The following is a 23,772-nucleotide window of genomic DNA, read 5'->3' on the forward strand; positions in this document are numbered from 1 at the left end:
GGGTGACGACCGGCGCGGCGGCCGTGGCATCCGGTGCGATCACGTTCGGGCGGCTGGCCGCTGTTGGACGGCACGCCCTGGTCAACGGGGCCGTCGGCGTCGTGGGCCTCGTGGAGGGGCGCCTGGCCAGCGTGCTGTCCTTCACAGTCGTGCACGGCCGGATCGCGGTGATCGACATCGTCCGGGAGCCGGAGCGGCTGGAAGGGCTCGACGTCACCTTCCTGGAGGGGTGAGGCGGCCCGCCGACACCCCGACAACGGCTACCCCAACTGCCGGTACCGGCCCCGGAAGTACGTCAGCGGCCCGCTCTCCGTGTTCGGTGCCGAGGACGTCAGGACGCGGCCGATGACCAGCGTGTGGTCCCCGGCGGTCACCCGCTGTTCGGTCCGGCACTCCAGGGTCGCCAGGGCACCGCCGATCAGCGGGGCCCCGGACACCTCACCGCGTACCCACAGGAGGTCCTCGAAGAGGAGACGGTCGGAGATACGGCCCTTCATGGCGAAGCGGCCCGCGATCTGGCGCTGGCTGTCGGCGAGGACGGAGACGGCCCACAGGGGCTGTTCGTCGAGCAGGTCGTCCATGCGGGAGCCCTCGCGCAGGCCGACCATGACGAGGGGCGGGTCCAGGGACACGGACATGAAGGAGGTCGCCGTCATGCCGACGTCCTCGCCGCTGGGGCCCTCCGGGTCCGGCTGCGGCTCGTGCGCGGTCACCAGGACCACACCCGCGGCCAGCCGGGACATGGCGGCGCGGAACTCGTCGTTGCTCACCCCCTCAGCATGCACGGACGGGGCGGAAGGAGCGGCAGAGGGAGTGTTCAGCACGGGAAGACGCTATTGTCCGGCGTCCGTGCGACACATCGGGCCAGGGGCCGAACCGGGTCCTAGGACCGAGGAAGGAGTGTGACTTGTGCCTCCTATCAGGCGCGCGCACATCTCCCACCAATTTGCGTTCAGTAAACGCACGGTGAAAACACAGAAACTCTACTCAATTGTTCATCTTCACCTGTGACTTGAGTCACAGGTGCCATATTTTGTTGACCCTGTGTACCGAGTGGGCAGCGCGCTGTGATTCAGTGGCGGGGACGCTGCGAGCAGTAGGCGATCAGTGGGACCGGCCGGTAAGCGGTCGGTGAGTGACCAGTAGGCGATCAGTAGTCGATCAGTAGGCGATGAGTACCGACGAGAAGCCTGGATAACTCTGGAGTTGCTGTCGAGCGTCTCGGGGAGAGCGAGCATGGAGACCGAGTCGGAGCCGTACGTCCGTCTTGCGACCCTGCGGCAGCTGCATCAGGTCATGGCGGACATGAACACGGCCCGCAGCCTTGCCGACACGCTGCAGACCGTCGCCGACGGCGTCGTGACCGGCCTCGGCTACGAACTCGCCTGCGTCAACCTCGTACAGCCCGACGGTGATCTCGTGGTCGCCGCCCTCGCCGGGAACTCCGCCGCCGAGGCGCTCATCACCGGACGCGTCGGCTCCCGCACCTCCTGGGAGCGCCGGCTCACCATGGGCGAGGCGTGGGGCGATCTGCGCTTCATACCGCACACGGAGGGCTGGGTCCTCGACGAGGACGACGTCCCGCAGTGGTACACCGACGGGCCCGCACCGCGCTTCGAGGACGAGTGGCACCCCGCCGACCGCCTCTTCGCGCCCATGTACACCCCGGGAGTCCCCGGCGGCTCCTGCGGCGAACTGATCGGCGTCCTGTCCGTGGACCGGCCGCGCAACGGCCGGCACCCCGGCGCGTGGGGCCGCGAGGCCCTGCAGATGTACGCGTTCCAGGCCGCCATCGCCATCAGCAACGCGCGTCTACGAGCCAACATGCAGCGCGCGCTCGTCCGCCTGGAGCGGGAGCAGCAGGCGCTGCGCGCCAGTGAAGAGAGCTTCCGGCAGGCCTTCGAGTACGCCCCGTCCGGCATGGCGATCGCCGAGATGGGCGGCGACCAGCACGGCCGGATCCTGCGCACGAACGACGCCCTGTGCCGCCTCCTGGGCCGCCCCGCCTCCTCGATGCGCCGCTACTCCTTCTCCGACCTCGTCCACCCCGAGGACATCGGCACCCTGCTGCGGACCTCCGCCGAGGGCGGGCGGGCCGAACTCAGACTCTGTCGCCGCGACGGCACGTACCTCTGGGTGTCGCTGCGCAACAGCGTGGTCGCGGACGCCGCCGACGGGCCGCGGTTCCTGCTCACCCACGTCGAGGACATCGAGGACCGCAAGCGCCGCGAGCTGCAGCTCGCCCACCGGGCCTCGCACGACTCGCTCACCGGCCTGCCCAACTCCGCGGAGCTGCGCTCCCGGCTCGGCGCCAGGCTGTGCGCACGCCCCGCGGCGATCGAGCCCGGCGTGGTCGACACGATCGACGCCGCGTACGGGCACGGGCCGGCCGACCACGCCGCGGTCGGTGTGTACGACGCGAACGGGCACGGCTTCGACTACCGGCCGGGCCCCGAGGCGTTCGACGCCTACGACCACCATGTGCACACCGTCGCCCCGGAGGGGGAGCGGGACGACGGGACGAAGGGGCTCGCGGTCCTCTTCTGCGACCTGGACGGCTTCAAGTCGATCAACGACCGCTTCGGGCACAACGCCGGCGACGCGGTGCTCATCGAGGTCGCCCGGCGGCTCGGCGGCGCCGTGCGTGACGGGGACACGGTCGCGCGGCTCGGCGGCGACGAGTTCGTGGTGCTCGCCGACGGTCTCGGCCGCGCCGACGCGCAGGACCTCGCGGTACGCCTGCGGAACGAGATCATCCAGCCCATCAGGGTCGACGGCCGGGCGATGCGAGTCGGTGCCAGCTTCGGTATCGGGTGGGCACACTGCGGCATGACGGCGGACGAGGTGTTGCAGTCCGCCGACGAGCGGATGTACATAGAGAAACGGTCTCGTCCCAGAGCGCACAGGCGTGCGGGCTGATCCCCAGGTCAGCGATGCGATGCGAGCTGAGTCACCCGTTTGGGGCAGCCGATGGGGGTCCCCCCGGTCGAGTGAATTCGAGATTGGGGGAGGGTAGGCTCGCCTTTCGATCCCCCGTACCGCATCTGAACCGCACCCGCTAGGAGACCTAGGGATGACGCCCGGCAACAACGGCGCGAGCACGCCCGAGGACGACGACCCGTTCGGCTATCTGTACGCCGACGGGCAGGCCGCCGGAGCCCAGCCGCCGAGCGGCGGGGGTGGCTACGGCTACCCCGGCTCGGTCAACAGGGTGCGGCCGGTCGGCGAGCGCCAGTACGGCCAGTCCGCCGCACCGACCGCCCCCACCGCGCAGTACGGGCAGGTGCCCCAGCAGCAGGGGACGTACGGCCAGCCGAACGCGAACCACTCGGGGCCCGAGGCCTTCACCGGCGGCGAGCCCACCACGTACCAGCCGATGCCCGACCAGGGTCATGGCCACGGCGGTGGCGGCCGGGGCCGCGGTCCCAATACCAAGGGCCTGCTGATCGGCGCCGTCGCCGTCGTGGCGGCCGTCGTGATCGGCATCGGCATCGCGATGCTCGGCGGCGACTCGGACGACGACAAGGGCGGCGAGGCGTCGGGCTCGACCCCGTCGGCCGGCGACAGCGCCGAGCCGAGCAAGGAGGCGTCGAAGCCGGCCGCGGACCCGGCGGACCTGCCGGAGATCGACGCGAAGGCCCTGAAGCTGGGCCCCGGCGTGTCGACCGCGTCGGACATCAAGGGAGCCGAGGCCGCGGGCGGTATCTATGTGGCGGGCTTCAACCAGGTCGGCGCGTCGGTCACCTGGAACATGAACGACATCCCCAAGAGCGGCAAGTACACGCTGTTCGTCAACTACGGCGTGCCCGGCAAGGACGCCGACGCCACTCTCACGATCAACGGCCAGGCGCAGAGCCGCCCGCTCAACCTGGCGAACTTCTCCAAGGCCGCCGAGGGTGACTACGAGAAGGGCTGGACGGAGACGTGGGCCAACATCCAGCTGAACAAGGGCACCAACGTCATCGGGCTTTCCTGTGAGACGGGAAACCAGTGCGATGTCAATCTGGATCAGCTGCGGCTTGAGAGCGGCTGGAAGTAGGGGCCGAAGCGCGGTGCTCCGCCCGGTCACGGGCGAAGCACCGTCGATGTACTCCAGGAGCGGCCCTCGATACGAGGGCTCGCGGCACTATTGCGCGTAGACCGCGATTGAGTTGACGGCACCGGGGTTGTCCGCGTAGGTGTGCGGCTTCAGTGTGGCCAGCTTGGTGCCCTGCTGGCAGCCAGTGGTGGCGTTCCAGAGTTCCACACGGTAGTTCGTCTGGTTCGAGACGGACCGGTTGATCCGGTTGAGGGCGTAGCAGCCGGGTGTCAGAGAGTTGACCTTCCTCTCACCGGTCCTGTTCTTCCCCGACCATCCGCACGCATACCCTTGCGGGCAGGTGTTCGGATCGGCCGCCGCGGCCGGCGTGGCGAGCGTGCCGCCCAGCAGCAGTCCGGCCACAGCCGTCATCGTCAGACCAGCTCTGATCATGCCCATGACATATTTCCTTTTTCTTGATCGACAGACTTTCGAAGGTTAACGCAGGGCCTGCAGTTGCGCGCGTGAATAATGTGACGTGAGATCAGACACGCGACATGGCCGAGCACTTGGCGGAAGAAACCTAAAGCGACGAAGTTTTCGAGCTGTTCACCGCGTCTCGACCTGACGCTGGAAAAGGTCAACGGTCACGTGGTTCACCAGTTCCTCGTACGCCGACCGGTCGAACTCCCCCGCCACCGGCGCCAGTACGGTCGCCGCGGACAAGGCGACCGCCCGGGAAAGCCGCTCCGGCCAGGGCAGCCGCTCCACCAGACCCGACAGCAGCCCCGCCACCACGGAGTCACCCGCACCCGTGGGATTGCCGCGTACGGCCCGCGGCGGAGCGGCACGCCAGTCCCCGTCCGGCGTACGGGCCAGCAGCCCCTCCGCCCCCAGCGACGCCACGACCGAGTGCGCCCCGCGTCGGCGAGCGTCCCGGGTGGCCTGCGAAGGGTCGTGCGAGCCGGTCAGCTCGGCCAGTTCGTCCGTGTTCGGCTTCACGATGTCGGGCCGTGCGGCGATTCCCCGCCGCAACGGCTCCCCGCTCGTGTCGAGCAGCACCGGAACCGCCAACGCCCGAGCGGTGCGCACGAGTTGGGTATACGCCCCGACCGGCACCCCGGGAGGCAGACTGCCGCACAGGGCCACCGCCGAACAGGAGCGCAGCAGAACCTCGTACGCCTCCTGGAAGGCGGACCACTCGGCGGGGGTGATCTCCGGTCCTGGTTCGTTGAGTTGAGTCGTGTCACCGGTCGCCGTGTCGGCCACCGCGATCGTGCGGCGGGTCGAGCCGCTCACCGGGACCAGCGCGTCGACGACATCAGGCGTGTCCACGAGCTGTTCCCGCATGGCCCGCCCGGTGGCGCCGCCCACGAAGCCCGTCACGGTCACCTCGTGGCCGAGGGCCGCGAGCACCCGGGCCACGTTCAGGCCCTTTCCGCCGGGCCGCTCGATCACCTCGGTGACGCGGTGCGAGGTGTGCGGTCGCAGCCCCCGTACGCGATAGGTGATGTCGAGAGCGGTGTTCAGCGTGACCGTGAGGATCACCTGGGCCGGCCTCCCTCGAAGAGATTCGTCAAGTAGACGCGTGGAACGCGCTTGCCGGTTGTTCCGGAGGCCCGATCATGCCAAAGGGAACGGCGGTCGGCCCAGTCCCGAGGGTCGACCGCCGTACGGCAACACGGGTGTGAATCACCCCAGTTGGGGATCCACCACCCATTCGCCCCGGCGCATCACGCCCTTGAGCTCGAAGTCGGCGTCCAGTACCACCAGGTCCGCGTCCTTGCCCGGCTCCAGCGAGCCCACCCGGTCGTACAGGCCCAGTGACCTGGCCGGATTGGCCGCGATGGCCGCGACGACGTCCTCGATCGGCAGCCGGTCGACGGTCACCGCCCGCTTGAAGGCCCGGTCCAGCGTGAGCGTGGAGCCCGCGATCGAACCGCCCTCCACGAGCCGCGCCACACCCTCGCTGACCTCGACCTCCAGGGGGCCGAGCATGTACCGCCCGTCGCCGAAGCCCGCCGCGTCCATCGCGTCCGTGATGAACGCCACTCGGTCGCCGCCCGCGTGATGGAACGCCAGCTGGAGGGAGGCCGGGTGGAGATGCACGCCGTCGTTGATCAGCTCGACCGTGATCCGCTCGTCCTCAAGGAGGGCGGCGATCGGGCCGGGGGAGCGGTGCCCGAGCGTGGGCATCGCGTTGAAGAGGTGCGTCGCCACGGTCGCGCCCGCGTCGATCGCCTCCACCGTCTGCTCGTACGTCGCGTCCGTGTGGCCGATCGCCGCGATGACGCCGTGCTCGGCGAGGAGGCGTACGGAGTCGATGCCGCCCGGCAGTTCCGTGGCGAGCGTGACCATGCTGGCCCGGCCGCGGGCCGCGTCGATCAGCTTGCGGACCTCCGCCGGGTCCGGGTCGCGCAGCAGCTCCTCGGAGTGGGCGCCCTTGCGGCACGGGGAGATGAACGGGCCCTCGAAGTGGATGCCCGCCAGGTCGCCCTGCTCGGCCAGCTCGGAGAGGAGTCCGGCGCGCTGGGCGAGACCGTCCATGTCGCCGGTGACGGTGGAGGCGACGAGGGTCGTCGTGCCGTGCAGACGGTGGGTGCGGATGCCCTTGAGGATCTCCTCGACCGTGCCCGAGGTGAAGGAGGCTCCGCCGCCGCCGTGGTTGTGCATGTCGACGAAGCCGGGGACCAGCCAGTGACCTGTCAGGTCGATGCGGGGTGCGTTGTCGGGAGCGCTCCCGGAGATCCGCGTGCCCTCGACGATCACGCGGCCGCCGGTCACCGTCCCGGTGGGAAGTACGACGTTGGCACCGGCGATGACCACTACGTGCGGGTCGGTGGGGGCTGGTCGCGCCCGCGCGGCGGAGCCGCAAATGTCACTGCCCCGCGCCCCTGAAGGGGCGATGCGCTCAGTGGTCATCAGGTGGTTACCTCCGAAGCGGGGTTGGAAGGGGAAGGGGTGCCCAGCAGGTCCCAGGCCAGGAGGCCCGCGCCCAGGCAGCCGGCCGTGTCCCCCAGTGCGGCGGGGACGATGGACGGGAGTTTCTGGAAGGTGACGCGTCGCTCGACCGCGGCTCGTAGCGGTGTGAACAAGGTTTCCCCGGCCTCGGCGAGACCGCCACCGATGATCAGGGTTCGCGGGTCCAGCAGGGTGAGCGCGGTGACGAGCCCGTCGGCCAGCGCGTCCACGGCTTCCTGCCAGACCACCAGGGCCCGCGGGTCCCCGGACCCGACGGCCTTCGCGCAGTCCACTGAGTCCGCCTCCGGGTCGCCGGACGCCTCGGCCCAGGCCTCGCTGACCGCCGCGGCGGACGCGAACCGCTCCAGACAGCCGCGCTGGCCGCACGGGCAGGGGGTACCGCCGGGGCGTACGACGATGTGGCCGATCTCGCCCGCGAAGCCGTGCGCGCCCGCCTCAACTCGGCCGTCGATGCCGATCGCGCCCGCGATGCCGGTGCCGAGCGGCACGAACAGGAACCGGTCCGCGCCCTGGCCCGCGCCGATCCGGCCCTCCGCGAGCCCGCCGGTGCGCACGTCGTGGCCGAGGGCGACCGGGATCCCGTCCAGCCGCCGGCTGAGCAGGTCCCGCAGGGGTACGTCGCGCCAGCCGAGGTTGGCCGAGTACGCGGCGATGCCGCGGTCGGCGTCCACGATGCCGGGCACGGCGACCCCGACGGCTGCCGCGGGCTCGCCGAAGTGGCGCTCGCCGTGCGCGCGCAGGTCGGCGGCGAAGGCGAGGATCGACTCGACGACGGAGTCCGGACCGTGCTCCCGGCCCGTGGCGCGACGGGCCCGGTGCAGCACGGGGGGAGTCCCCCCGGAGGGCGCGGCGTCGACCGCCCCCAGGAGGGCGGCCTTCATCCCGGTGCCGCCCACGTCTAGGGCGATGACATGTCTCACGGGTACAGTGTCGCCCCTTACCCCGTGAGAGGTCTAGTCCACTCACGTGGTGTAGACCTTAGAGCGAAATTGCGAATCGAAAGCATGAGATCGCACGTGTGAACGAGCCGTGCGGGCGGGCCGGGTGAACCGGCCGTGTGAATCGGCAGTGCGGGACGAGAAGGTTGGGGCGGCAGCGGTGCAGCGGCGAGTGACAGGTCTGATCGCGGTGGTGTCCGCGCTGGGCATGACGGCGGCCCTCGGCGGCTGTGGCGGTTCCTCCGGGTCCGGGGACGTCACGCTGCGACTGGTGGCGGCCGACTACGGCGACTCCAAGGCGAACAGCTCCCAGAAGTACTGGGACGAACTGACCAAGGCGTACGAGGCGAAGAACCCCGGGGTCAAGGTCGAGGTGAGCGTCTACTCGTGGAACGAGGTGGACGCCAAGGTCAAGAAGATGGTCGCCGACGGTGACGCACCCGACATGGCGCAGATCGGCGCGTACGCCGACTACGCCGCGAAGGGGCAGCTCTACAAGGCCGATGACCTGCTCTCCATCAACACCCAGGCCGACTTCGTGAGCCGGCTCACCGAGGCCGGCGAGATAGACCGGACGCAGTACGGCATGCCGTTCGCCTCCTCGACCCGCCTGCTCTTCTACAACAAGAAGCTCTTCAGCGACGCGGGCCTCACCCCGCCGCAGAGCTGGAGCCAGCTCGCGTCCGACGCCGAGGTCCTCAAGTCGCGTGGCGTGAAGTACCCGTACGCGCTGCCGCTGGGGCCCGAGGAGGCGCAGGCCGAGACGATGATGTGGCTGCTGAGCGGCGGCGACGGCTACACCGACACGGTCGGGTCGTACGGCATCGACTCCAAGCAGAACGTCGAGACCTTCACCTGGCTCAAGGAGAAACTGGTCGAGAAGGGGCTCACCGGACCCGTCGCGCCCGCGAATCTCAACCGTGCGGAGGCCTTTGCGGCGTTCGCGCGCGGCGAGGTCGGGATGCTGAACGGTCACCCCACGCTGATGCAGGCCGCCGCGGCGAAGGGCGTGAAGTTCGGCATGGTGCCGATGCCCGGGATCAACGGGCGGTCCAAGGCGACGATGGGCGTCGCCGACTGGATGATGGCGTTCAAGCAGCCCGGGCATGCCGAGCAGGTCGGGAACTTCCTCGACTACGTCTACAGCGAGAAGAACGTGCTCAGGTTCTCTCACGAGTACGACCTGCTGCCGGTGACCACGTCGGCGTCCGAGGCGATGTCCGCGGACAAGTCCGACGCGGATCTCGTCGGTTTCCTCGACGAGTTGCCCAATGCCGAGTTGTATCCCGTGGCCAAGACGTCCTGGGCGTCCGTCAGCGCGGACATCAAGCAGCAGATAGGCAAGGCCGTGGGCCCGAAGGGCAGTCCGGCGGCGATCCTGGGGCAGCTGCAGAGGGCTGCTGCCGCGGAGGAGAGCGCGTCTTAGCTCCGCTGGTTGATCTGGTTGATCTGGTTGATCTGGTTGGTCTGGGTTGTTGGTCGGGTGCGGGCCGGTGAGGGCTGGTCGCGCCGTTACCCGCGCCCCTAAAAGACTGCGCCGTTCCCCGCGCCCCTGTCGGGGCGCCTTTGCCGGGCTCCGCTAGCGTGCTGGGCATGGAAGACGTGGAGCTGACACCCCAGGAGCTTGCCGTTCTCGCGTTGGAGCGGCGGGGGTGGGCGACTCCGGGGGCCAAGGAGCGGGCGATACGCGAAGAACTGGGGCTGGCGCCCGTCCGCTACTACCAGCTCCTGAACGCCCTCCTGGACGCGCCGCGGGCCCTGGCCCACGACCCGGTGACGATCAACCGCTTGCGCCGGGTGAGGGATGTGCGCAGGACCGAGAGGGAGCAGTAACCCAGCCCACCCACCGGTACTCCAGCCCCTCCGGCGTCTGAGGAGCGGGGGTTCGGGAGCTGGCCCCCGAGTAAGGGACGGGAATGGGTAGGGGCGGCGGGGGCGAAAGACTTGGTGCCCGCGGATAAGGTCGCAGCATGGCCAGTCACCCCGAGTCATCGTCGATGCCGACCCCCGTGACCCCGGCGGGCCGAGACGGCCTCGAAGCCATCATCGCGCGGCCCGACAGGGCAGTCCTCGCCTTCGACTTCGACGGCACCCTCGCCCCGATCGTCCCGGACCCCGAACAGGCCCGCGCCCACCCGGACGCCGTACCCGCCCTGGCGGCACTCGCCCCGAAGGTCGCCTCCGTCGCCGTCGTCACCGGAAGGCCGGCCGGCGTGGCCGTACGCCACGGCGGCTTCGCCGGAGTCCCGGGCCTGGAGCACCTCGTCGTGCTCGGCCACTACGGGGCGGAACGCTGGGACGCCGTCACCGGCACGGTCCAGGCCCCCGCCCCCCATCCCGGCGTCGCCGAGGCCCGCGCCGAACTCCCCGGGTTCCTGGACGCCATCGGCGCCTGGCAGGGCACCTGGATCGAGGAGAAGGGCAGGGCGGTCGCGGTCCACACCCGCCGCGCCCAGGACCCCCAGGCCGCCTTCGAGGCCCTCCGCGAACCCCTCGCCGAGCTCGCCGCCCGCCACGGCCTGATCGTCGAACCGGGAAGAATGGTGCTGGAACTGCGCCCGGCGGGCATGGACAAGGGCGTCGCCCTCGGCGAGTACGTACGCGACGTCGGAGCCGAGTCGGTCATGTACTGCGGCGACGACCTCGGCGACCTCCCCGCCTTCGCCGCCGTCGAAAAACTCCGCTCCGACGGCACCCCCGGCCTCCTCGTCTGCAGCGGCAGCAACGAGGTGACAGAACTGTCCGACCGGGCGGACCTGGTGGTGGACGGCCCGGAGGGAGTGGTACGCCTACTGGCTGCCCTGGCAACTGAGCTAGCGCACTAAGGGGCGCGGGGAACGGCGCAGTCTTTTAGGGGCGCGGGGCGGTGACATTTGCGGCTCCGCCGCGGGGCGCGACCAGCCCCCACGCACCCGCACGGTCCGAACAACCCCGCGCCGGCGAGCTACGAGTCCAGCGCCTGAAGCTGGTCCAAGAACCACTGCGCCGGAGGCAAGGCGGTCGCGGCCACAGCCAACCGCTTCGTCCTCTCGGCCCGCTCACCCGCCGGCATGGTCAACGCCTCGTGCAACGCCCGGGCCGTGCCCGAAACGTCGTACGGATTCACCACGACCGCATCCTCGCCCAACTCCTCGTACGCCCCCGCCTCCCGCGAAAGCACCAGCACGCACCCGTCGTCCGACACGACCGGCACCTCCTTGGCGACGAGGTTCATGCCGTCCCGGATGGGGTTGACGAGGGCCACGTCCGCCAGCCGGTAGGAGGCAAGGGAACGGGCGAAGTCGTCCTTGAGGTTGAGCAGGATCGGGGTCCAACCGGGCGTCCCGTACAGGGAGTTGATCTCGTCCGCGACCCTCTGCACCTCGGCCGTGTAGTCGCGGTAGACCGCGAGGTCCTGCCGCGACGGGTACGCGAACGCCACGTGCACCACCCGCTCGCGCCACTCCGGCCGCTCCTCCAGCAGCTCCCGGAACGCCAGCAGTCCGCGCACGATGTTCTTGGACAGCTCGGTCCGGTCGACCCGCACGATCGCCTTACGGGCGCTGCCGTCGGGAGCCGTGCCGATCTGCTCGCGCAGTACCGCCAGCCGTTCGTCCACGTCCGGCCGGTGCGAGCGCTCGCGCAGGAAGTCCGCGTCCGCCCCGAGACCGTGCACCCCGATCCGCGTACCGGAGGGGATCCCGGGACCCAGGACGGCGTGACAGCAGTCCGTGAACGCGTCCGCCCACCGCTGGGTGAGGAACGCGGCCCGGTCCGCGCCGAGGATTCCGCCGAGCACCTTCGCCGCGATGTCGTCCGGCAGCAGCCGGAAGTAGTCCGGCGGAGCCCACGGCGTGTGCGAGAAGTGCCCGATCCGCAGGTCGGGGCGGAGTTCGCGGAGCATCCGCGGGACGAGGACCAGGTGGTAGTCCTGCACGAGGACGGCCGAGCCCTCCGCCGCCTCCTCGGCCAGCGCCTCGGCGAAGGCGTGGTTGTACGTCTCGTAGGCCGCCCACTGGCGCCGGAACTCCTTGTCGAAGACCGGCTCCAGCGGAGTCTGGTAGAGCAGGTGGTTGACGAACCACAGCACGGAGTTGGCGATGTCGTTGTACGCGGCGGCGTGGGTGTCGGCGTCGATGTCCAGCATCCGTACGCCGTCTTCGCCCACGCCGCGTCGTACGGCCTCGCGGTCGCCGTCGCCGAGGGCCGAGCACACCCACAGGGCGCCCGCGTCCGGGCCGATCGCGGAGAGGCCGGAGACCAGGCCGCCTCCGCCGCGCTTGGCCGTGAGCGTGCCGGTCTCGTCCTGGGTGTACGAGACCGGGCCGCGATTGGAGGCGACCAGGATGTTGTGGGTGCCGCGGGTGGAGACCATGACACGAAATCTAGCCCCCGCTGTAAACGCTCAAACGTTCCCACTCGCCGTGGGGGCGGGGTTGTCGGTTGGCTGCGGGCCGGTGGGGGCTGATCGCGCAGTTCCCCGCGCCCCTTCAAGGGGCGCGGGGAACTGCGCAGTCTTTTGGCTTTTAAGGGGCGCGGGGCGGTGACATTTGCGGCTCCGCCGCGGGGCGCGACCAGCCCTCACGGCGCCGCACACAACAACGGCGCACCCCGCGGAGCGCTACGCCGCCTTGCGTTCCACGTACTCCTCGATCTCCGCCATCGGCGGCCTCTCCTCCATGTCCACCGAGTACGTGCGCGGCTCGAAGCCGTTTTCGCCTCGTTCGAACTGGGTGAGCGAGGGGCGGATCATGTGGCCGCGGGCCAGGCGGAGCTGGGCGGTGCGGTAGATCGCGGCGGACATGCGGCCCAGGGCCTGGCCGTCCTGGTGGCGGTGTCTGCGGACGCCGACGTCGACCTGGGCCAGGGCGTCCAGGCCCACCAGATGCAGCGCGTCGACCAGCATGCCCAGCTCGACGCCGTACCCGACGGGGAACGGGAGCTGTTCGAGGAGGGAGCGGCGGGCCGCGTACTCCCCGCCCAGCGGCTGGACGAAGCCGGCCAGCTGCGGCCAGTGCATGTTGAGGAGCGGGCGGGCCATGAGCTCGGTGACCCGACCCCCCTGACCTGCCGCGGAGCCCAGCGGGCGGTCGTACATCGCCTTGACGAGATCCACGCCCGGTTCGGTGAGGAGCGGGCCGACGATCCCGGAGACGAAGTCCGCCGAGAACTCCTTCAGGTCCGCGTCGACGAAGGCGACGATGTCCCCGCTGGTGACGAGCAGCGAGCGCCAGAGCACCTCGCCCTTGCCGGGGACGGCGGGGATTCGGGGCAGGATCTCGTCCCGGTGCACGACGCGGGCGCCCGCCTCGGCGGCGACCTCGGAGGTGCGGTCCGTCGAACCCGAGTCGATCACCACTATCTCGTCGACGAGCGGCACCTTCCTGGTCATCAGCTCACGGCGGATGATCGCGACGATCTCGCCGACGGTCTCCTCCTCGTTGAGCGCGGGCAGTACGACACTCACCGTGGAGCCGGTGGCACGCTTCGCGGCGATGAGATTCTTGAGCGGGCGGTCCTCTACGGACCAGGAGCGCGTGCTCAGCCAGCGCTCGACGTCTTCCAGCACGTGCGGCTCTCCCTTGCGTTCATTGGGATGCGTGTGCCCGGCGCGAGGCACTGTCGGGTGCGTCACTGTCATCTCGCGGTTCGGACGGCTCTCTCCACCATCCAGGCCTTCGGTTACAGTCTTGAACAACGCTGATGACCATCGCATGTCGGGGGTCGTTGCGTGCACAACCAAAACCAGAGCCAGAACCACAACTGAATACCGCTCATCCAGAGGGGCAGAGGGATACGGCCCGTTGAAGCCCCGGCAACCCTCCAGCCGGTCTCGTCCTGATCATCGTCGATCAGCGCAGCGAGGCTCCCGGCTCGGGAAGGTGCCAAATCCGTCTCACGGCGAAGTGCGTCGTGAGGAAGATGAGGAGAAAGGGCCTCGCCTCCATGGCTGCGCAGACAGTTGCAAGCACCACGAACTCCACCCCCGCCGCGAACTCCGTCGACCTCGGACCGGCCGCCGCGCTTTCCTGCCGTGAATGCGGCCACCGCGTCCCGCTCGGTCCGGTCTTCGCCTGCGAGGAGTGTTTCGGCCCGCTGGAGATCGCGTACGACTTCTCGGCCTACGACGCCGAAGAGCTCCGCAAGCGGATCGAGGCGGGCCCCGCGAACATCTGGCGGTACGCGCCGCTGCTGCCCGTCCCGGCGGACGTGGCCGACAAGCCGAACATCAACCCCGGCTGGACCAAGCTCGTCCAGGCCGACAACCTCGCGCGCGAGCTGGGTGTCGACGCCGGCAAGCTCTTCGTGAAGGACGACTCCGGGAACCCGACGCACTCCTTCAAGGACCGTGTCGTCGCCCAGGCGCTGGAGGCCGCGCGTGCCTTCGGCTTCACCACCCTCTCCTGCTCCTCCACCGGCAACCTCGCCGGCGCGGTGGGCGCCGCCGCCGCGCGCGCCGGCTTCCGGTCCTGCGTGTTCATCCCGCACGACCTGGAGCAGGGCAAGGTCGTCATGGCCGCGGTCTACGGCGGCGAGCTCGTCGGCATCGAGGGCAACTACGACGACGTGAACCGTTTCTGCTCCGAGCTGATCGGCGACCCGGCCGGCGAGGGCTGGGGCTTCGTCAACGTCAACCTGCGGCCGTACTACGCGGAGGGCTCCAAGACCCTGGCGTACGAGATCTGTGAGCAGCTCGGCTGGCAGCTGCCCGACCAGCTCGTCGTGCCCATCGCCTCGGGCTCGCAGCTCACGAAGATCGACAAGGGTCTGCAGGAGCTGATCAAGCTCGGGCTCGTCGAGGACAAGCCGTACAAGATCTTCGGTGCGCAGGCCGAGGGCTGTTCGCCGGTGTCCGTGGCGTACAAGGCCGGGCACGACGTCGTACGGCCGCAGAAGCCGAACACGATCGCGAAGTCGCTCGCGATCGGAAACCCGGCGGATGGTCCTTACGTTCTCGATATCGCCCGGCGTACGGGTGGGGCCGTGGAGGACGTGAACGACGAGCAGGTGGTCGACGCGATCAAGTTGCTGGCGCGTACGGAGGGGATCTTTGCGGAGACCGCCGGTGGTGTGACGGTGGGGGTGGCGAAGAAGCTGATCGAGAACGGTCTGCTGGATCCGAGTCTGACCACTGTTGTGCTCAACACCGGGGACGGTCTGAAGACCTTGGACGCGGTTGCTTCCGACACGGGGCTGACCGCGACGATCCGGCCGAACCTGGATTCCTTCCGTGAGGCTGGGCTCGGCTAGTCGTTGTTCCTTCGCTGCGGGCCGGCGGGGGCTGGTCGCGCAGTTCCCCGCGCCCCCTAAAGACAAAGACCGCGCAGTTCCCCGCGCCCCCAGAAGTCAAAGACCGCGCAGTTCCCCGCGCCCCTGACGGGGCCGCCCACTCCGACGGAGGTCTAACCCCATGAGCGTCAACGTTCGTATCCCCACCATCCTGCGCACCTATACGGGCGGCAAGGCCGAGGTTTCTGCTGAGGGTGGGACTCTTGGTGCGGTCATCGCCGATCTGGAGAAGAACCATGCCGGGATCGCCGCCCGGGTCCTGGACGACCAGGGGCAGCTGCGGCGGTTCGTCAACGTGTACGTGAACGACGACGACGTCCGCTTCGAGCAGGGGCTGGAGACGGCGACGCCGGACGGGGCCGGGGTGTCGATCATTCCCGCCGTCGCCGGCGGCTGACCGTCGGGAGCCGCGCCGAGGGCTGATCATTACCTTCGGTAACGGCCGTCACCGAGAGTTCATCGAATTGCCCCCTCCGTGAGAGAAGCGGAAGGGGCAATTCTGTATGGTTGAGCGCGGTACAGTTGGGGAACCTGCTTCGATCCGCACGCCGGGCGCATTGAGATCCCGCCCGAAGCCCGACAAGAAGTAGCCAAAGTGCCCCGCCTTTTTGAGCCTTTTATGGCATTCATGGGGCCCGACTTGCCCTGAATCTTCGTGAATTCTTCACATATTCCCGATCGGTCGTGCCCGGAATTCTCGTCGGATTGACCTGTTGCAGACGGCAGTTGGACGGATACATTCAGCCGCGGTCGACGCGTTCCGGCGCACACCCCCAACCGTTGGGGGGTGAGGTCTGACCCGGATCCGCGAAGTGCGGGTCTGTGCAAGGGCCAGTAATAGGGGAGTTAGGCATGGCTCAGGGCACCGTCAAATGGTTCAACGCGGAGAAGGGGTACGGCTTCATCGCGGTCGACGGTGGTGCGGATGTTTTCGTCCACTACAGCGCGATTCAGATGGACGGCTACCGCACCCTGGAAGAGGGTCAGCGGGTCGATTTTGAGATCTCGCAAGGCCAGAAGGGGCCGCAGGCGGACATGGTCCGACTGGCGACCGGCTGAAGCACGCGCCGACTTACTGCAGCGACGTTCTTCTTCCGAAGGGCTCGTACCCCACGGGGTGCGGGCCCTTCGGCACGCCCGCACCCCGTACGCGCCGTCCGTGCGCTCTCTTCCCACCTGCTCCCACCTGCGGATCATCCTGAGCCGCTTGCACTCGCATGGGTCGAGTGCTAATCATTGGCGTTAGCACTCTGAAGGTGAGAGTGATAACGAGGACCGGGTCGGTGAGGCCCGCAGGCCGGGTGGGGCAAGGAACCACGAGGTCGGCAGGCCGTCCGTCGCGGGCGCGGGCGCGGTCCTGGAGATTCCACCCCAGTCCGGGAGGACCACTTCACATGGCCAAGATCATCGCGTTCGACGAGGAGGCACGGCGCGGTCTCGAGCGCGGGATGAACCAGCTCGCCGACGCCGTCAAGGTCACCCTTGGTCCCAAGGGTCGCAACGTCGTCCTCGAGAAGAAGTGGGGCGCCCCCACGATCACCAACGATGGTGTTTCCATCGCCAAGGAGATCGAGCTCGAGGACCCGTACGAGAAGATCGGCGCTGAGCTGGTCAAGGAAGTCGCCAAGAAGACGGACGACGTCGCCGGTGACGGTACGACCACCGCGACCGTTCTGGCGCAGGCGCTGGTCCGCGAGGGCCTTCGCAACGTCGCCGCCGGCGCCAACCCGATGGCTCTCAAGCGCGGTATCGAGAAGGCCGTCGAGGCCGTCTCCGGTGCCCTGCTGGAGCAGGCGAAGGATGTCGAGACCAAGGAGCAGATCGCTTCGACGGCCTCCATCTCCGCCGCCGACACCCAGATCGGCGAGCTCATCGCCGAGGCGATGGACAAGGTCGGCAAGGAAGGCGTCATCACGGTCGAGGAGTCCCAGACCTTCGGTCTGGAGCTCGAGCTCACCGAGGGTATGCGCTTCGACAAGGGCTACATCTCGGCGTACTTCGCCACCGACATGGAGCGTATGGAGGCCGTCCTCGACGACCCCTACATCCTGATCGCGAACTCGAAGATCGCCAACGTCAAGGACCTGCTCCCGCTCCTGGAGAAGGTCATGCAGTCGGGCAAGCCGCTGCTGATCATCGCCGAGGACGTCGAGGGCGAGGCCCTGTCGACCCTGGTCGTCAACAAGATCCGTGGCACCTTCAAGTCCGTCGCCGTCAAGGCTCCGGGCTTCGGCGACCGCCGCAAGGCGATGCTGAACGACATCGCCATCCTCACGGGCGGCGAGGTCATCTCCGAGGAGGTCGGCCTCAAGCTCGAGAACACGGGCCTTGAGCTGCTCGGCCGCGCTCGCAAGATCGTCATCACCAAGGACGAGACGACGATCGTCGACGGCTCGGGTTCGGCGGACCAGGTTGCCGGTCGCGTCAACCAGATCCGTGCCGAGATCGAGAACTCCGACTCGGACTACGACCGCGAGAAGCTCCAGGAGCGCCTGGCGAAGCTGGCCGGCGGCGTGGCCGTCATCAAGGCCGGTGCCGCCACCGAGGTCGAGCTCAAGGAGCGCAAGCACCGCATCGAGGACGCCGTTCGCAACGCGAAGGCGGCCGTCGAGGAGGGCATCGTCGCCGGTGGTGGCGTGGCCCTGCTCCAGGCCTCCTCGGTCTTCGAGAAGCTGGACCTGGAGGGTGACGAGGCGACCGGCGCCAACGCCGTGAAGCTCGCCCTGGAGGCCCCGCTCAAGCAGATCGCCGTCAACGGTGGTCTCGAAGGCGGCGTCATCGTCGAGAAGGTGCGCAACCTGCCCGTCGGCCACGGCCTGAACGCCGCGACCGGTGAGTACGTCGACATGATCGCCGAAGGCATCATCGACCCGGCGAAGGTCACGCGCTCTGCCCTGCAGAACGCCGCGTCCATCGCCGCGCTGTTCCTCACCACCGAGGCCGTCATCGCCGACAAGCCGGAGAAGGCCGCCGCCGGCGGCGCTCCGGGCGGCATGCCGGGCGGTGACATGGACTTCTGAGCCCCTGCGCAAGCAGCCAAGGCTCGGTAGTTCATCGCAGCACGCAGTACTTCGCGTTACGCGAACGAGGGCGGCATCCCATTCCAGGGGTGCCGCCCTCGGGCGTGTCCGGGGTCACAGGGGTGGGCGGTGGGGTGGCGGAATGCGACGAGGGTTGGAGTGGTTGTCGCCTGGAGTGGTTCATGCGTGTGCACATACCAATTGGGATGCGTACGCGTGGATCCCTCGACCGACCGCTCGACCACTCCACCCCCACGAGGAGCCCCTACGTGACTGTCGTCCCCTCCGCCTCCCGCGCGGCCGAGATCCTTTCCCGGCCCGTCGCCCTCAACGGACTGACCGTTCCGAACCGGATCGCGATGGCGCCGATGACCCGGCAGTTCTCGCCGGGCGGTGTTCCGGGGGAGGACGTGGCGTCGTACTACGCACGCCGTGCCGCCGCCGGGGTCGGCCTGATCGTCACCGAGGGCACGTACGTGGGCCATGAGTCGGCCGGGCAGAGCGACGACATCCCCCGCTTCCACGGGGCGGAGCAGCTGGCCGGATGGGCGAAGGTCGCCGAGGCCGTGCACGCGGCGGGCGGGAAGATCGTGCCGCAGCTCTGGCACATCGGGAGCGTGCGCAGGGCCGGTGAGCCGCCGTTCGCGGACGCCCCGTCCGTCAGCCCGTCCGGTATCCACACGGAAGGCGCCGAGGTCACCGGCAAGGCCATGACCCAGCAGGACCTGGACGACGTCATCCAGGCCTTCGCCGAGGCCGCTGCCGCCGCCGAGCGCATCGGCTTCGACGGGGTCGAACTGCACGGCGCGCACGGCTACTTGATCGACCAGTTCCTGTGGGCCGGGACGAACCGCCGCACCGACGCGTACGGCGGTGACCTCGTCGCCCGGACGCAGTTCGCCGCGGAGATCGTGGCCGCGGTGCGTGCCGCCGTCTCGCCGTCCTTCCCGATCATCTTCCGCTTCTCGCAGTGGAAGCAGCAGGCCTACGAAGCCCGCCTCGCCGAGACGCCGGAGGAGCTGGAGGCGCTGCTGGCCCCGCTCGCCGCGGCCGGTGTGGACGCCTTCCACGCCTCCACCCGCCGCTACTGGCGCCCGGAGTTCGACGGCTCGGACCTGAACCTGGCCGGCTGGACGAAGAAGCTGACGGGCAAGCCGGTCATCACCGTCGGCTCGGTCGGCCTCGACGGCGACTTCCTCAAGGGTTTCCAGGGCGAGGGCGCCCCGGCCAGGGGCATCGACGACCTGCTGGACCGCCTGGAGAGCGACGAGTTCGACATGGTGGCCGTGGGCCGCGCCCTCCTCCAGGACCCCCAGTGGGCGGCAAAGGTCCTCGACGGCCGGTTCGACGAGCTGGGCGCGTACGACGCGGCGGCGCTGGGCTCACTCAGCTGAGCCGACCAACACTGATGGCTGTTGTACGGCGAGGGCGGCGCCTCTTCTTGCGGGGGCGCCGCCCTCGGCGTTGGGCGGGTGGGTCACGCGCTGCGGCCGACCTTCAGCACATGGACGGTGACGGTGGCGCCGTCGGGTCGGTAGAGCACCCGCCAAGCGCCGATGTGCAGCCGGTAGTAGCCGGATGCGCCCAGGGCACGGGCTGCCGTTGGGCGGGGATCGTCGGCGAGTGCGCGTACCGCCGCGGAGGCGGCCTTGGCTCCTATGGGGTCGAGGATCCGAAGCCTTCGGAACTCATTCATGGCGTGGACTTCCCACACCACTGTGTAGCTCACGAAGCGGCCTCCTGGCGGTCCTCTTCCTCCAGCTGAGCCATGAACTCGTCGTGCGACATGGCCGCTCCGGCCGGATCCGCCTCACGGGCTCGCGCTTCGGCGATGTCCGCCTCGTCCCGCAGCCGCTGCAGCTCTTCCAGTTCGCTTATCGGGATGAGTGCGGCGGCGGGCTTGCCGTACTCCGTGATCAGGATGTGCTCCTGGCCGTGCCGGACCCGGCCCACCAGTTGACCGAGCTGGTTGCGGGCTTCCACGAGCGGATACATCTCCATGAGAAAACTGTACACACCTGCGAGTGTGTGCGGTTGGTTCACTTGGCTGCTCTCTGAAGAGGGGGTGGTTGGGTCACGTGTGGCTTCCTTGTCTGCGGTTGGCCATCGTGGCGCGGATGTCGGCGGCGTGGGTGCGTACTGCGGAGGCCGTGAGTGGTGTGGAGTCCGGGGTGGGCCCGGCCTCGCCCCGGCACGGGCCGCAGATGCCGCCCGGCAGGGCCTCCGGGCGGCCCGGTGTGCCGCACTTCGCGCACTCCAGTACGCGGAGGGGTGGGCGTCGCGGCGGAGTCGGCTCCGGTTCCGGTGGGAGCTTCGTGGTGAGGCGGGTGCGGACGATGGCCGCCGGGCTGTGGACCGGGACCGGGAGGCCCGCCGTCAGGGCCTGGAGTACGTGTTCGTCGGTCGCGCCCCTCGCGAACCACTCCGTGAGCAGCGGGGCGAGGTCCTCGCAGGCCCTGGCGGACAGGGACAGCGACGGCGTCGTACGGCCGAGCGCAGCGAGCAGGATGTACGCGCGGGAGCGGGTGGGGCCACCCTGCCCGGCTGGGGGTTCCTGCGGTTCCGTCGGTACGTCGCCCCTCGTGAACGCCGCCCACCAGTCGTCGTCCCGCGCCGTTCGCGAGAACCACGTTCGGGTGATCCAGCGGGAGCTCCCCGACCCGGCCAGGTGTTCGCGTCCCCGGCGCAAGTGGCCTGCCCGCTGGAGGTTGTTGAGGGCCGTCCGGAGTGCGCACTGGCCGTACGGGAGCGTTTTGGCCAGCGTCTTTACGGAGATGTCGGCGCCGCCGGGGAGCCGGTCGATGTACGCGGCGACGGCGGCTTCGCGGGGCGGGAGGTGTGCGAAGTCGTGGGCCGTTCGGGGTAGTTGGTCCGGGGCATCGCGTTTTCCGTAACCCGGGTTGGCCCTCGGGTGCGGCGGTGTCGCGTGCGCGGGCAGGAAGGCAGCACTAGGCTTGGCGTCAGCCATGGGATCGAACTTGTCCTTCGATCTCGTAGGTCAAGCCCCCGCGGGTGCCTGCAAGCACCGAGCGGGGGCTGTTCGTTATCCGGGCACGCTAGACCCATGTAACTGTCCGTGGCAAGTCGGTCGCGTCGAGTCAACTCGCAGGGAGGGTGGGTGGGTTGAGACCCACCACCCAATCCTCAGAAGCAGGGCTCGGAGCTCGGCGCTTGAGCTTCGGGAGAAAAAAATCGGGGCCGCTGTAAGGAAGTGCCGGGCGTATGACACCAACAGGGTGTGGAGAACATTCAGACCGCGATCGACCGTGAACGGACCGCACGGTTCACGGCCTTGTATGTCCGCGACCACCCGCGTGTGCGCGCCTTCGCGCAACGGCGGGTGGGTGACCGTGGTGCGGCGGAGGAGTTGACCGCCGAGGTCTTCCGGATCGCGTGGGAGCGCGTGGCCGGGGGCGAGGAGGTGGCCACCGGCTGGCTGTTCGTCACCGCGCGGAATCTGCTCAGCAATCACCACCGCGCGGCGATCCGGCTGACGGAGCTCCATCGGCGTATCACCGACGAGTTGGACCGCGCTCCGGCGTCCGGAGAGGACTCCGCCGTGGTGGAGACCCTTGAACGGCTTCCGGAGCGGCACCGGGACGTGCTGCTCCTGCGCTACTGGGACGGGCTCAGCGCGGCTGAGGTCGGTGAGGTCCTCGGGTGCAGTGGGCCGGCGGTCTGGGTCCGGCTGCACCGGGCCCGTGAGGCGTTCCGCGGCCTCTACACCTCGCACTCATCCCTCTCACCCGAGGAGTCGGCATGATCAACGTGAAGTCCCTTGTCAAGCGGGTCAATCCGATGCCGGACGAGACGACGGCGACGGCAGTGGACGGCATGTCGGCTCGCGCGTACGACGAACTCGTCGGTCTTGTCGGGGCCGAGGCGGCGGAACGGCAGGCAGGGCAAGGACGAGGTGTGTGGAGTCGGCGGTCCTCCCGACGGGGGGTTCTCGTGGCCGCCGTCGCCTGCACGGCCGCCGCGGTGGTCGCGGGGGTCGCAGTCCTCGCCCTGCAGGACCCGAAGAAACCGGGAGGCGGTGGCGGTGACGGCGGTGGTTCCGGGCTCGCGGACGAGCCGTACTTCGCGAAGACCGCCGAACTTGAGGCCGCGTCGGTCCTGATCGTCAGGGCGCGGCTCGGTGCCGGGCACGAGGAGACGGTCGACGGACTCACCGAGACCGTTGCCACGGCCGAGGTGGTGGCGACGGCCAAGGGCGGCTCCCCCGCGGGGAGCGAGATCGAGCTGGCCTACACCACGCCCGGATCAGGGCCCGAGACGGCGGAACTCGCCGCCGGAAAGGAGTACGTCCTGCTGCTCGACGAGCTGGACGGCGGACGGTTCACCCTGATCAACACGACCCAGGGCGTGTACGGGATCGAGGGCGGGCACGCGGTGGCCGGGGGCGACAACGACGTCACCCTGAGCCCCGGGGTACTCAAGGCGCTGCGACTCACGTCCTGACGCGACGACGGTTGCCATGACCGGTCACGGCAACCGTCGTCCTGTGCCTGTTTATCTGTGTGCGCTGCGGGCTAGTTCGTCCGGCCCAGGGCGTCGGCCTTGGCGGCCAGTTGGTCGACCTTGCCGGCGTTGTCGAAGCCGTCGTCGGCCACGGGTGTGACCTTCTCGTCGGCGGTGACGGCGTAGAGGGCCTGCTCCGGGTTGAGCAGGTCGTACGGGTTGGCGGTGCCCTGGTCGGCGAGCATCAGTACGTACTCGGTCTTGCCCTTGACCAGGGTCGTCGTCTCCTTCTCCGCGTACGTCACGCCGCCCAGCGTGCCGCCGAGCTGGGAGACCTCGACCGTGTCCCCCGGCTTCACGTTGCCGGAGAGGACTTCGGAGACCTTGACCGTGGAGACGGTGACGACCACCGGCTCGGCCTTGGCGGCTTCCGCGTCCGAGAGACCCGCCTGCGGGTTGGCGGCCGGGTCGTCGCTCGTGGACTTCTCGGGAAACAGCTCCTGCACGCGGGAGCTGGTCACGGTGCCCCGCACGATGACGTCCGACTCCTTCACGATCGAGTCGATCGACTCGTACGAGGGGTAATCGGCGTGGTACGTCACGACGTCCGAGGCTGCCTTGACACCGGTGTTGGCCTTGGCCTTGGAGCCGGATTCGGATGTGCCCCGGCTGTCCGAGGAGCAGCCGGTGAGGGCGATGGCGGCCAGCAGCGCCGAACCGCCGACGAGAACGCTCCTGATCGCGGTCATGAGTAGATCCTCCGCACTTCGGAGACGTCGTACGGCTGCGGCTTCTGCACCGTCGTCCGGTTGCGGCCGTGCTTCATGAGCGAAACCCTGCCGGTGTTCGGGTTGTCGTCGAGGCTGAGCGCGTGCCCGAGTTCGTGCGTGGTCGTGCTACGGCACCATTCGGTCATGCGGGAACCGGAATCCCGTTCGAGCGTCCTCGCGTTGGCCTTGATTTTGAATACGCGGTTGATCGGGCGAAGGCCGGACGGATCGTAAAGTGGGTCTTCGAATTTAGTGGGGGTGTGCCTCTCGTCGGCTCCGGCGGGTGGTCGCACAGCGTGAGCGGAGGCGTTGGT

Annotated in this window: 23 protein-coding genes, 2 pseudogenes and 1 riboswitch; of the genes and pseudogenes, 13 read left to right on the plus strand and 12 right to left on the minus strand. The window is 69.2% G+C overall.

The window, feature by feature from the left end; all coding sequences use genetic code 11:
* Nucleotides 1–233 (plus strand): annotated as a pseudogene (locus tag O3Q52_RS21495) (RNA polymerase subunit sigma-70); the annotation flags it as partial.
* A 27-nt stretch (nt 234–260) separates the two neighbouring features.
* On the opposite strand, the gene O3Q52_RS21500 reads toward O3Q52_RS21495, so the two are convergent.
* Complete coding sequence (locus tag O3Q52_RS21500; RefSeq protein ID WP_269650406.1) at nt 261–824, minus strand: flavin reductase family protein; 564 nt, start codon at nt 822–824, stop codon at nt 261–263.
* 412 nt (nt 825–1,236) lie between these two features.
* On the opposite strand from O3Q52_RS21500, the gene cdgB reads away from it, so the two are divergent.
* Both cdgB and O3Q52_RS21510 read left to right on the plus strand, forming a co-directional pair.
* Nucleotides 1,237–2,919, plus strand: coding sequence for a diguanylate cyclase CdgB (cdgB, locus tag O3Q52_RS21505; protein WP_269650407.1), 1,683 nt, complete (start codon nt 1,237–1,239; stop codon nt 2,917–2,919).
* A 154-nt stretch (nt 2,920–3,073) separates the two neighbouring features.
* Nucleotides 3,074–4,039 (plus strand): carbohydrate-binding protein, encoded by a 966-nt coding sequence (locus O3Q52_RS21510; RefSeq protein WP_269650408.1) that lies wholly within the window; start codon nt 3,074–3,076, stop codon nt 4,037–4,039.
* 87 nt (nt 4,040–4,126) lie between these two features.
* On the opposite strand, the gene O3Q52_RS21515 is transcribed toward O3Q52_RS21510, so the two are convergent.
* The 4 genes from O3Q52_RS21515 to O3Q52_RS21530 all read right to left on the minus strand — a co-directional run bounded on the left by O3Q52_RS21515 (nt 4,127) and on the right by O3Q52_RS21530 (nt 7,920).
* Nucleotides 4,127–4,477 carry a peptidase inhibitor family I36 protein gene (locus O3Q52_RS21515; protein WP_269650409.1) on the minus strand — a complete coding sequence of 117 codons (351 nt, stop codon included), beginning with the start codon at nt 4,475–4,477 and terminating at the stop codon, nt 4,127–4,129.
* A gap of 150 nt (nt 4,478–4,627) precedes the next feature.
* Nucleotides 4,628–5,566 (minus strand): 1-phosphofructokinase family hexose kinase, encoded by a 939-nt coding sequence (locus O3Q52_RS21520; RefSeq protein WP_269650410.1) that lies wholly within the window; start codon nt 5,564–5,566, stop codon nt 4,628–4,630.
* Nucleotides 5,567–5,710: 144 nt separating this feature from the next.
* Nucleotides 5,711–6,844 (minus strand): N-acetylglucosamine-6-phosphate deacetylase, encoded by a 1,134-nt coding sequence (gene nagA / locus O3Q52_RS21525; protein WP_269650424.1) that lies wholly within the window; start codon nt 6,842–6,844, stop codon nt 5,711–5,713.
* A gap of 95 nt (nt 6,845–6,939) precedes the next feature.
* The gene (locus O3Q52_RS21530; protein WP_269650411.1) at nt 6,940–7,920 is read right to left on the minus strand and encodes an ROK family protein; all 981 of its coding nucleotides are present in this window, start codon (nt 7,918–7,920) and stop codon (nt 6,940–6,942) included.
* Between the two features lie 226 nt (nt 7,921–8,146).
* Between O3Q52_RS21530 and O3Q52_RS21535 the strand changes: the two genes are divergently transcribed.
* The 3 genes from O3Q52_RS21535 to otsB all read left to right on the plus strand — a co-directional run bounded on the left by O3Q52_RS21535 (nt 8,147) and on the right by otsB (nt 10,763).
* On the plus strand, nt 8,147–9,364 hold the full coding sequence (locus O3Q52_RS21535; RefSeq protein ID WP_269650425.1) for an extracellular solute-binding protein: 1,218 nt from the start codon (nt 8,147–8,149) through the stop codon (nt 9,362–9,364).
* A gap of 167 nt (nt 9,365–9,531) precedes the next feature.
* The gene (locus O3Q52_RS21540; protein ID WP_269650412.1) at nt 9,532–9,771 is read left to right on the plus strand and encodes a DUF3263 domain-containing protein; all 240 of its coding nucleotides are present in this window, start codon (nt 9,532–9,534) and stop codon (nt 9,769–9,771) included.
* 137 nt (nt 9,772–9,908) lie between these two features.
* Complete coding sequence (gene otsB / locus O3Q52_RS21545) at nt 9,909–10,763, plus strand: trehalose-phosphatase (RefSeq protein WP_269650413.1); 855 nt, start codon at nt 9,909–9,911, stop codon at nt 10,761–10,763.
* 119 nt (nt 10,764–10,882) lie between these two features.
* Here otsB and O3Q52_RS21550 read toward each other — a convergent pair whose 3' ends face one another.
* Together O3Q52_RS21550 and O3Q52_RS21555 are read right to left on the minus strand one after the other, a co-directional pair.
* A complete protein-coding gene (locus tag O3Q52_RS21550; RefSeq protein WP_269650414.1) occupies nt 10,883–12,292 on the minus strand; it encodes a trehalose-6-phosphate synthase in 1,410 nt (469 codons plus the stop codon).
* A 246-nt stretch (nt 12,293–12,538) separates the two neighbouring features.
* A complete protein-coding gene (locus O3Q52_RS21555) occupies nt 12,539–13,486 on the minus strand; it encodes a glucosyl-3-phosphoglycerate synthase (protein ID WP_269650415.1) in 948 nt (315 codons plus the stop codon).
* Nucleotides 13,487–13,688: 202 nt separating this feature from the next.
* A riboswitch (SAM riboswitch) is annotated at nt 13,689–13,846 on the plus strand.
* A gap of 17 nt (nt 13,847–13,863) precedes the next feature.
* Here O3Q52_RS21555 and thrC point away from each other — a divergent pair.
* The 5 genes from thrC (at nt 13,864) to O3Q52_RS21580 (ending at nt 19,621) form a co-directional block, all read left to right on the plus strand.
* Entirely contained in the window at nt 13,864–15,168 is a 1,305-nt protein-coding gene (gene thrC / locus O3Q52_RS21560; RefSeq protein ID WP_189836827.1) for a threonine synthase, read from the plus strand.
* Between the two features lie 160 nt (nt 15,169–15,328).
* A complete protein-coding gene (locus O3Q52_RS21565) occupies nt 15,329–15,604 on the plus strand; it encodes a MoaD/ThiS family protein (RefSeq protein ID WP_269650416.1) in 276 nt (91 codons plus the stop codon).
* 455 nt (nt 15,605–16,059) lie between these two features.
* A complete protein-coding gene (locus O3Q52_RS21570) occupies nt 16,060–16,266 on the plus strand; it encodes a cold-shock protein (RefSeq protein ID WP_007493268.1) in 207 nt (68 codons plus the stop codon).
* Between the two features lie 335 nt (nt 16,267–16,601).
* Nucleotides 16,602–18,227: a chaperonin GroEL gene (gene groL, locus O3Q52_RS21575; protein WP_189836829.1), complete on the plus strand. Its 1,626-nt coding sequence runs from the start codon at nt 16,602–16,604 to the stop codon at nt 18,225–18,227.
* A 269-nt stretch (nt 18,228–18,496) separates the two neighbouring features.
* Nucleotides 18,497–19,621, plus strand: coding sequence for an NADH:flavin oxidoreductase (locus O3Q52_RS21580; protein ID WP_269650417.1), 1,125 nt, complete (start codon nt 18,497–18,499; stop codon nt 19,619–19,621).
* An 83-nt stretch (nt 19,622–19,704) separates the two neighbouring features.
* Here O3Q52_RS21580 and O3Q52_RS21585 read toward each other — a convergent pair whose 3' ends face one another.
* The 3 genes from O3Q52_RS21585 to O3Q52_RS21595 form a co-directional block, all read right to left on the minus strand.
* Nucleotides 19,705–19,956, minus strand: coding sequence for a type II toxin-antitoxin system RelE/ParE family toxin (locus O3Q52_RS21585; RefSeq protein ID WP_269650418.1), 252 nt, complete (start codon nt 19,954–19,956; stop codon nt 19,705–19,707).
* Nucleotides 19,953–20,228 (minus strand): type II toxin-antitoxin system prevent-host-death family antitoxin, encoded by a 276-nt coding sequence (locus O3Q52_RS21590; RefSeq protein WP_269650419.1) that lies wholly within the window; start codon nt 20,226–20,228, stop codon nt 19,953–19,955. The genes O3Q52_RS21585 and O3Q52_RS21590 overlap by 4 nt, the downstream gene beginning before the upstream one ends.
* 73 nt (nt 20,229–20,301) lie before the next feature.
* On the minus strand, nt 20,302–21,195 hold the full coding sequence (locus tag O3Q52_RS21595; protein WP_269650420.1) for a hypothetical protein: 894 nt from the start codon (nt 21,193–21,195) through the stop codon (nt 20,302–20,304).
* A gap of 270 nt (nt 21,196–21,465) precedes the next feature.
* On the opposite strand from O3Q52_RS21595, the gene O3Q52_RS21600 reads away from it, so the two are divergent.
* Both O3Q52_RS21600 and O3Q52_RS21605 read left to right on the plus strand, forming a co-directional pair.
* Nucleotides 21,466–21,990, plus strand: a complete 525-nt coding sequence (locus O3Q52_RS21600; protein WP_269650421.1) for an RNA polymerase sigma factor — start codon at nt 21,466–21,468, stop codon at nt 21,988–21,990.
* Nucleotides 21,987–22,688, plus strand: a complete 702-nt coding sequence (locus O3Q52_RS21605) for a hypothetical protein (protein ID WP_269650422.1) — start codon at nt 21,987–21,989, stop codon at nt 22,686–22,688. The genes O3Q52_RS21600 and O3Q52_RS21605 overlap by 4 nt, the downstream gene beginning before the upstream one ends.
* 71 nt (nt 22,689–22,759) lie before the next feature.
* Here O3Q52_RS21605 and O3Q52_RS21610 read toward each other — a convergent pair whose 3' ends face one another.
* A complete protein-coding gene (locus tag O3Q52_RS21610; RefSeq protein WP_269650423.1) occupies nt 22,760–23,437 on the minus strand; it encodes a hypothetical protein in 678 nt (225 codons plus the stop codon).
* Nucleotides 23,434–23,772: pseudogene (locus tag O3Q52_RS21615) on the minus strand (hypothetical protein); the annotation flags it as partial. The gene O3Q52_RS21610 and the pseudogene O3Q52_RS21615, both read right to left, overlap by 4 nt.

The organism is Streptomyces sp. ActVer (genome assembly GCF_027270795.1).
Classification (GTDB): Bacteria; Actinomycetota; Actinomycetes; order Streptomycetales; family Streptomycetaceae; genus Streptomyces; species Streptomyces umbrinus_A.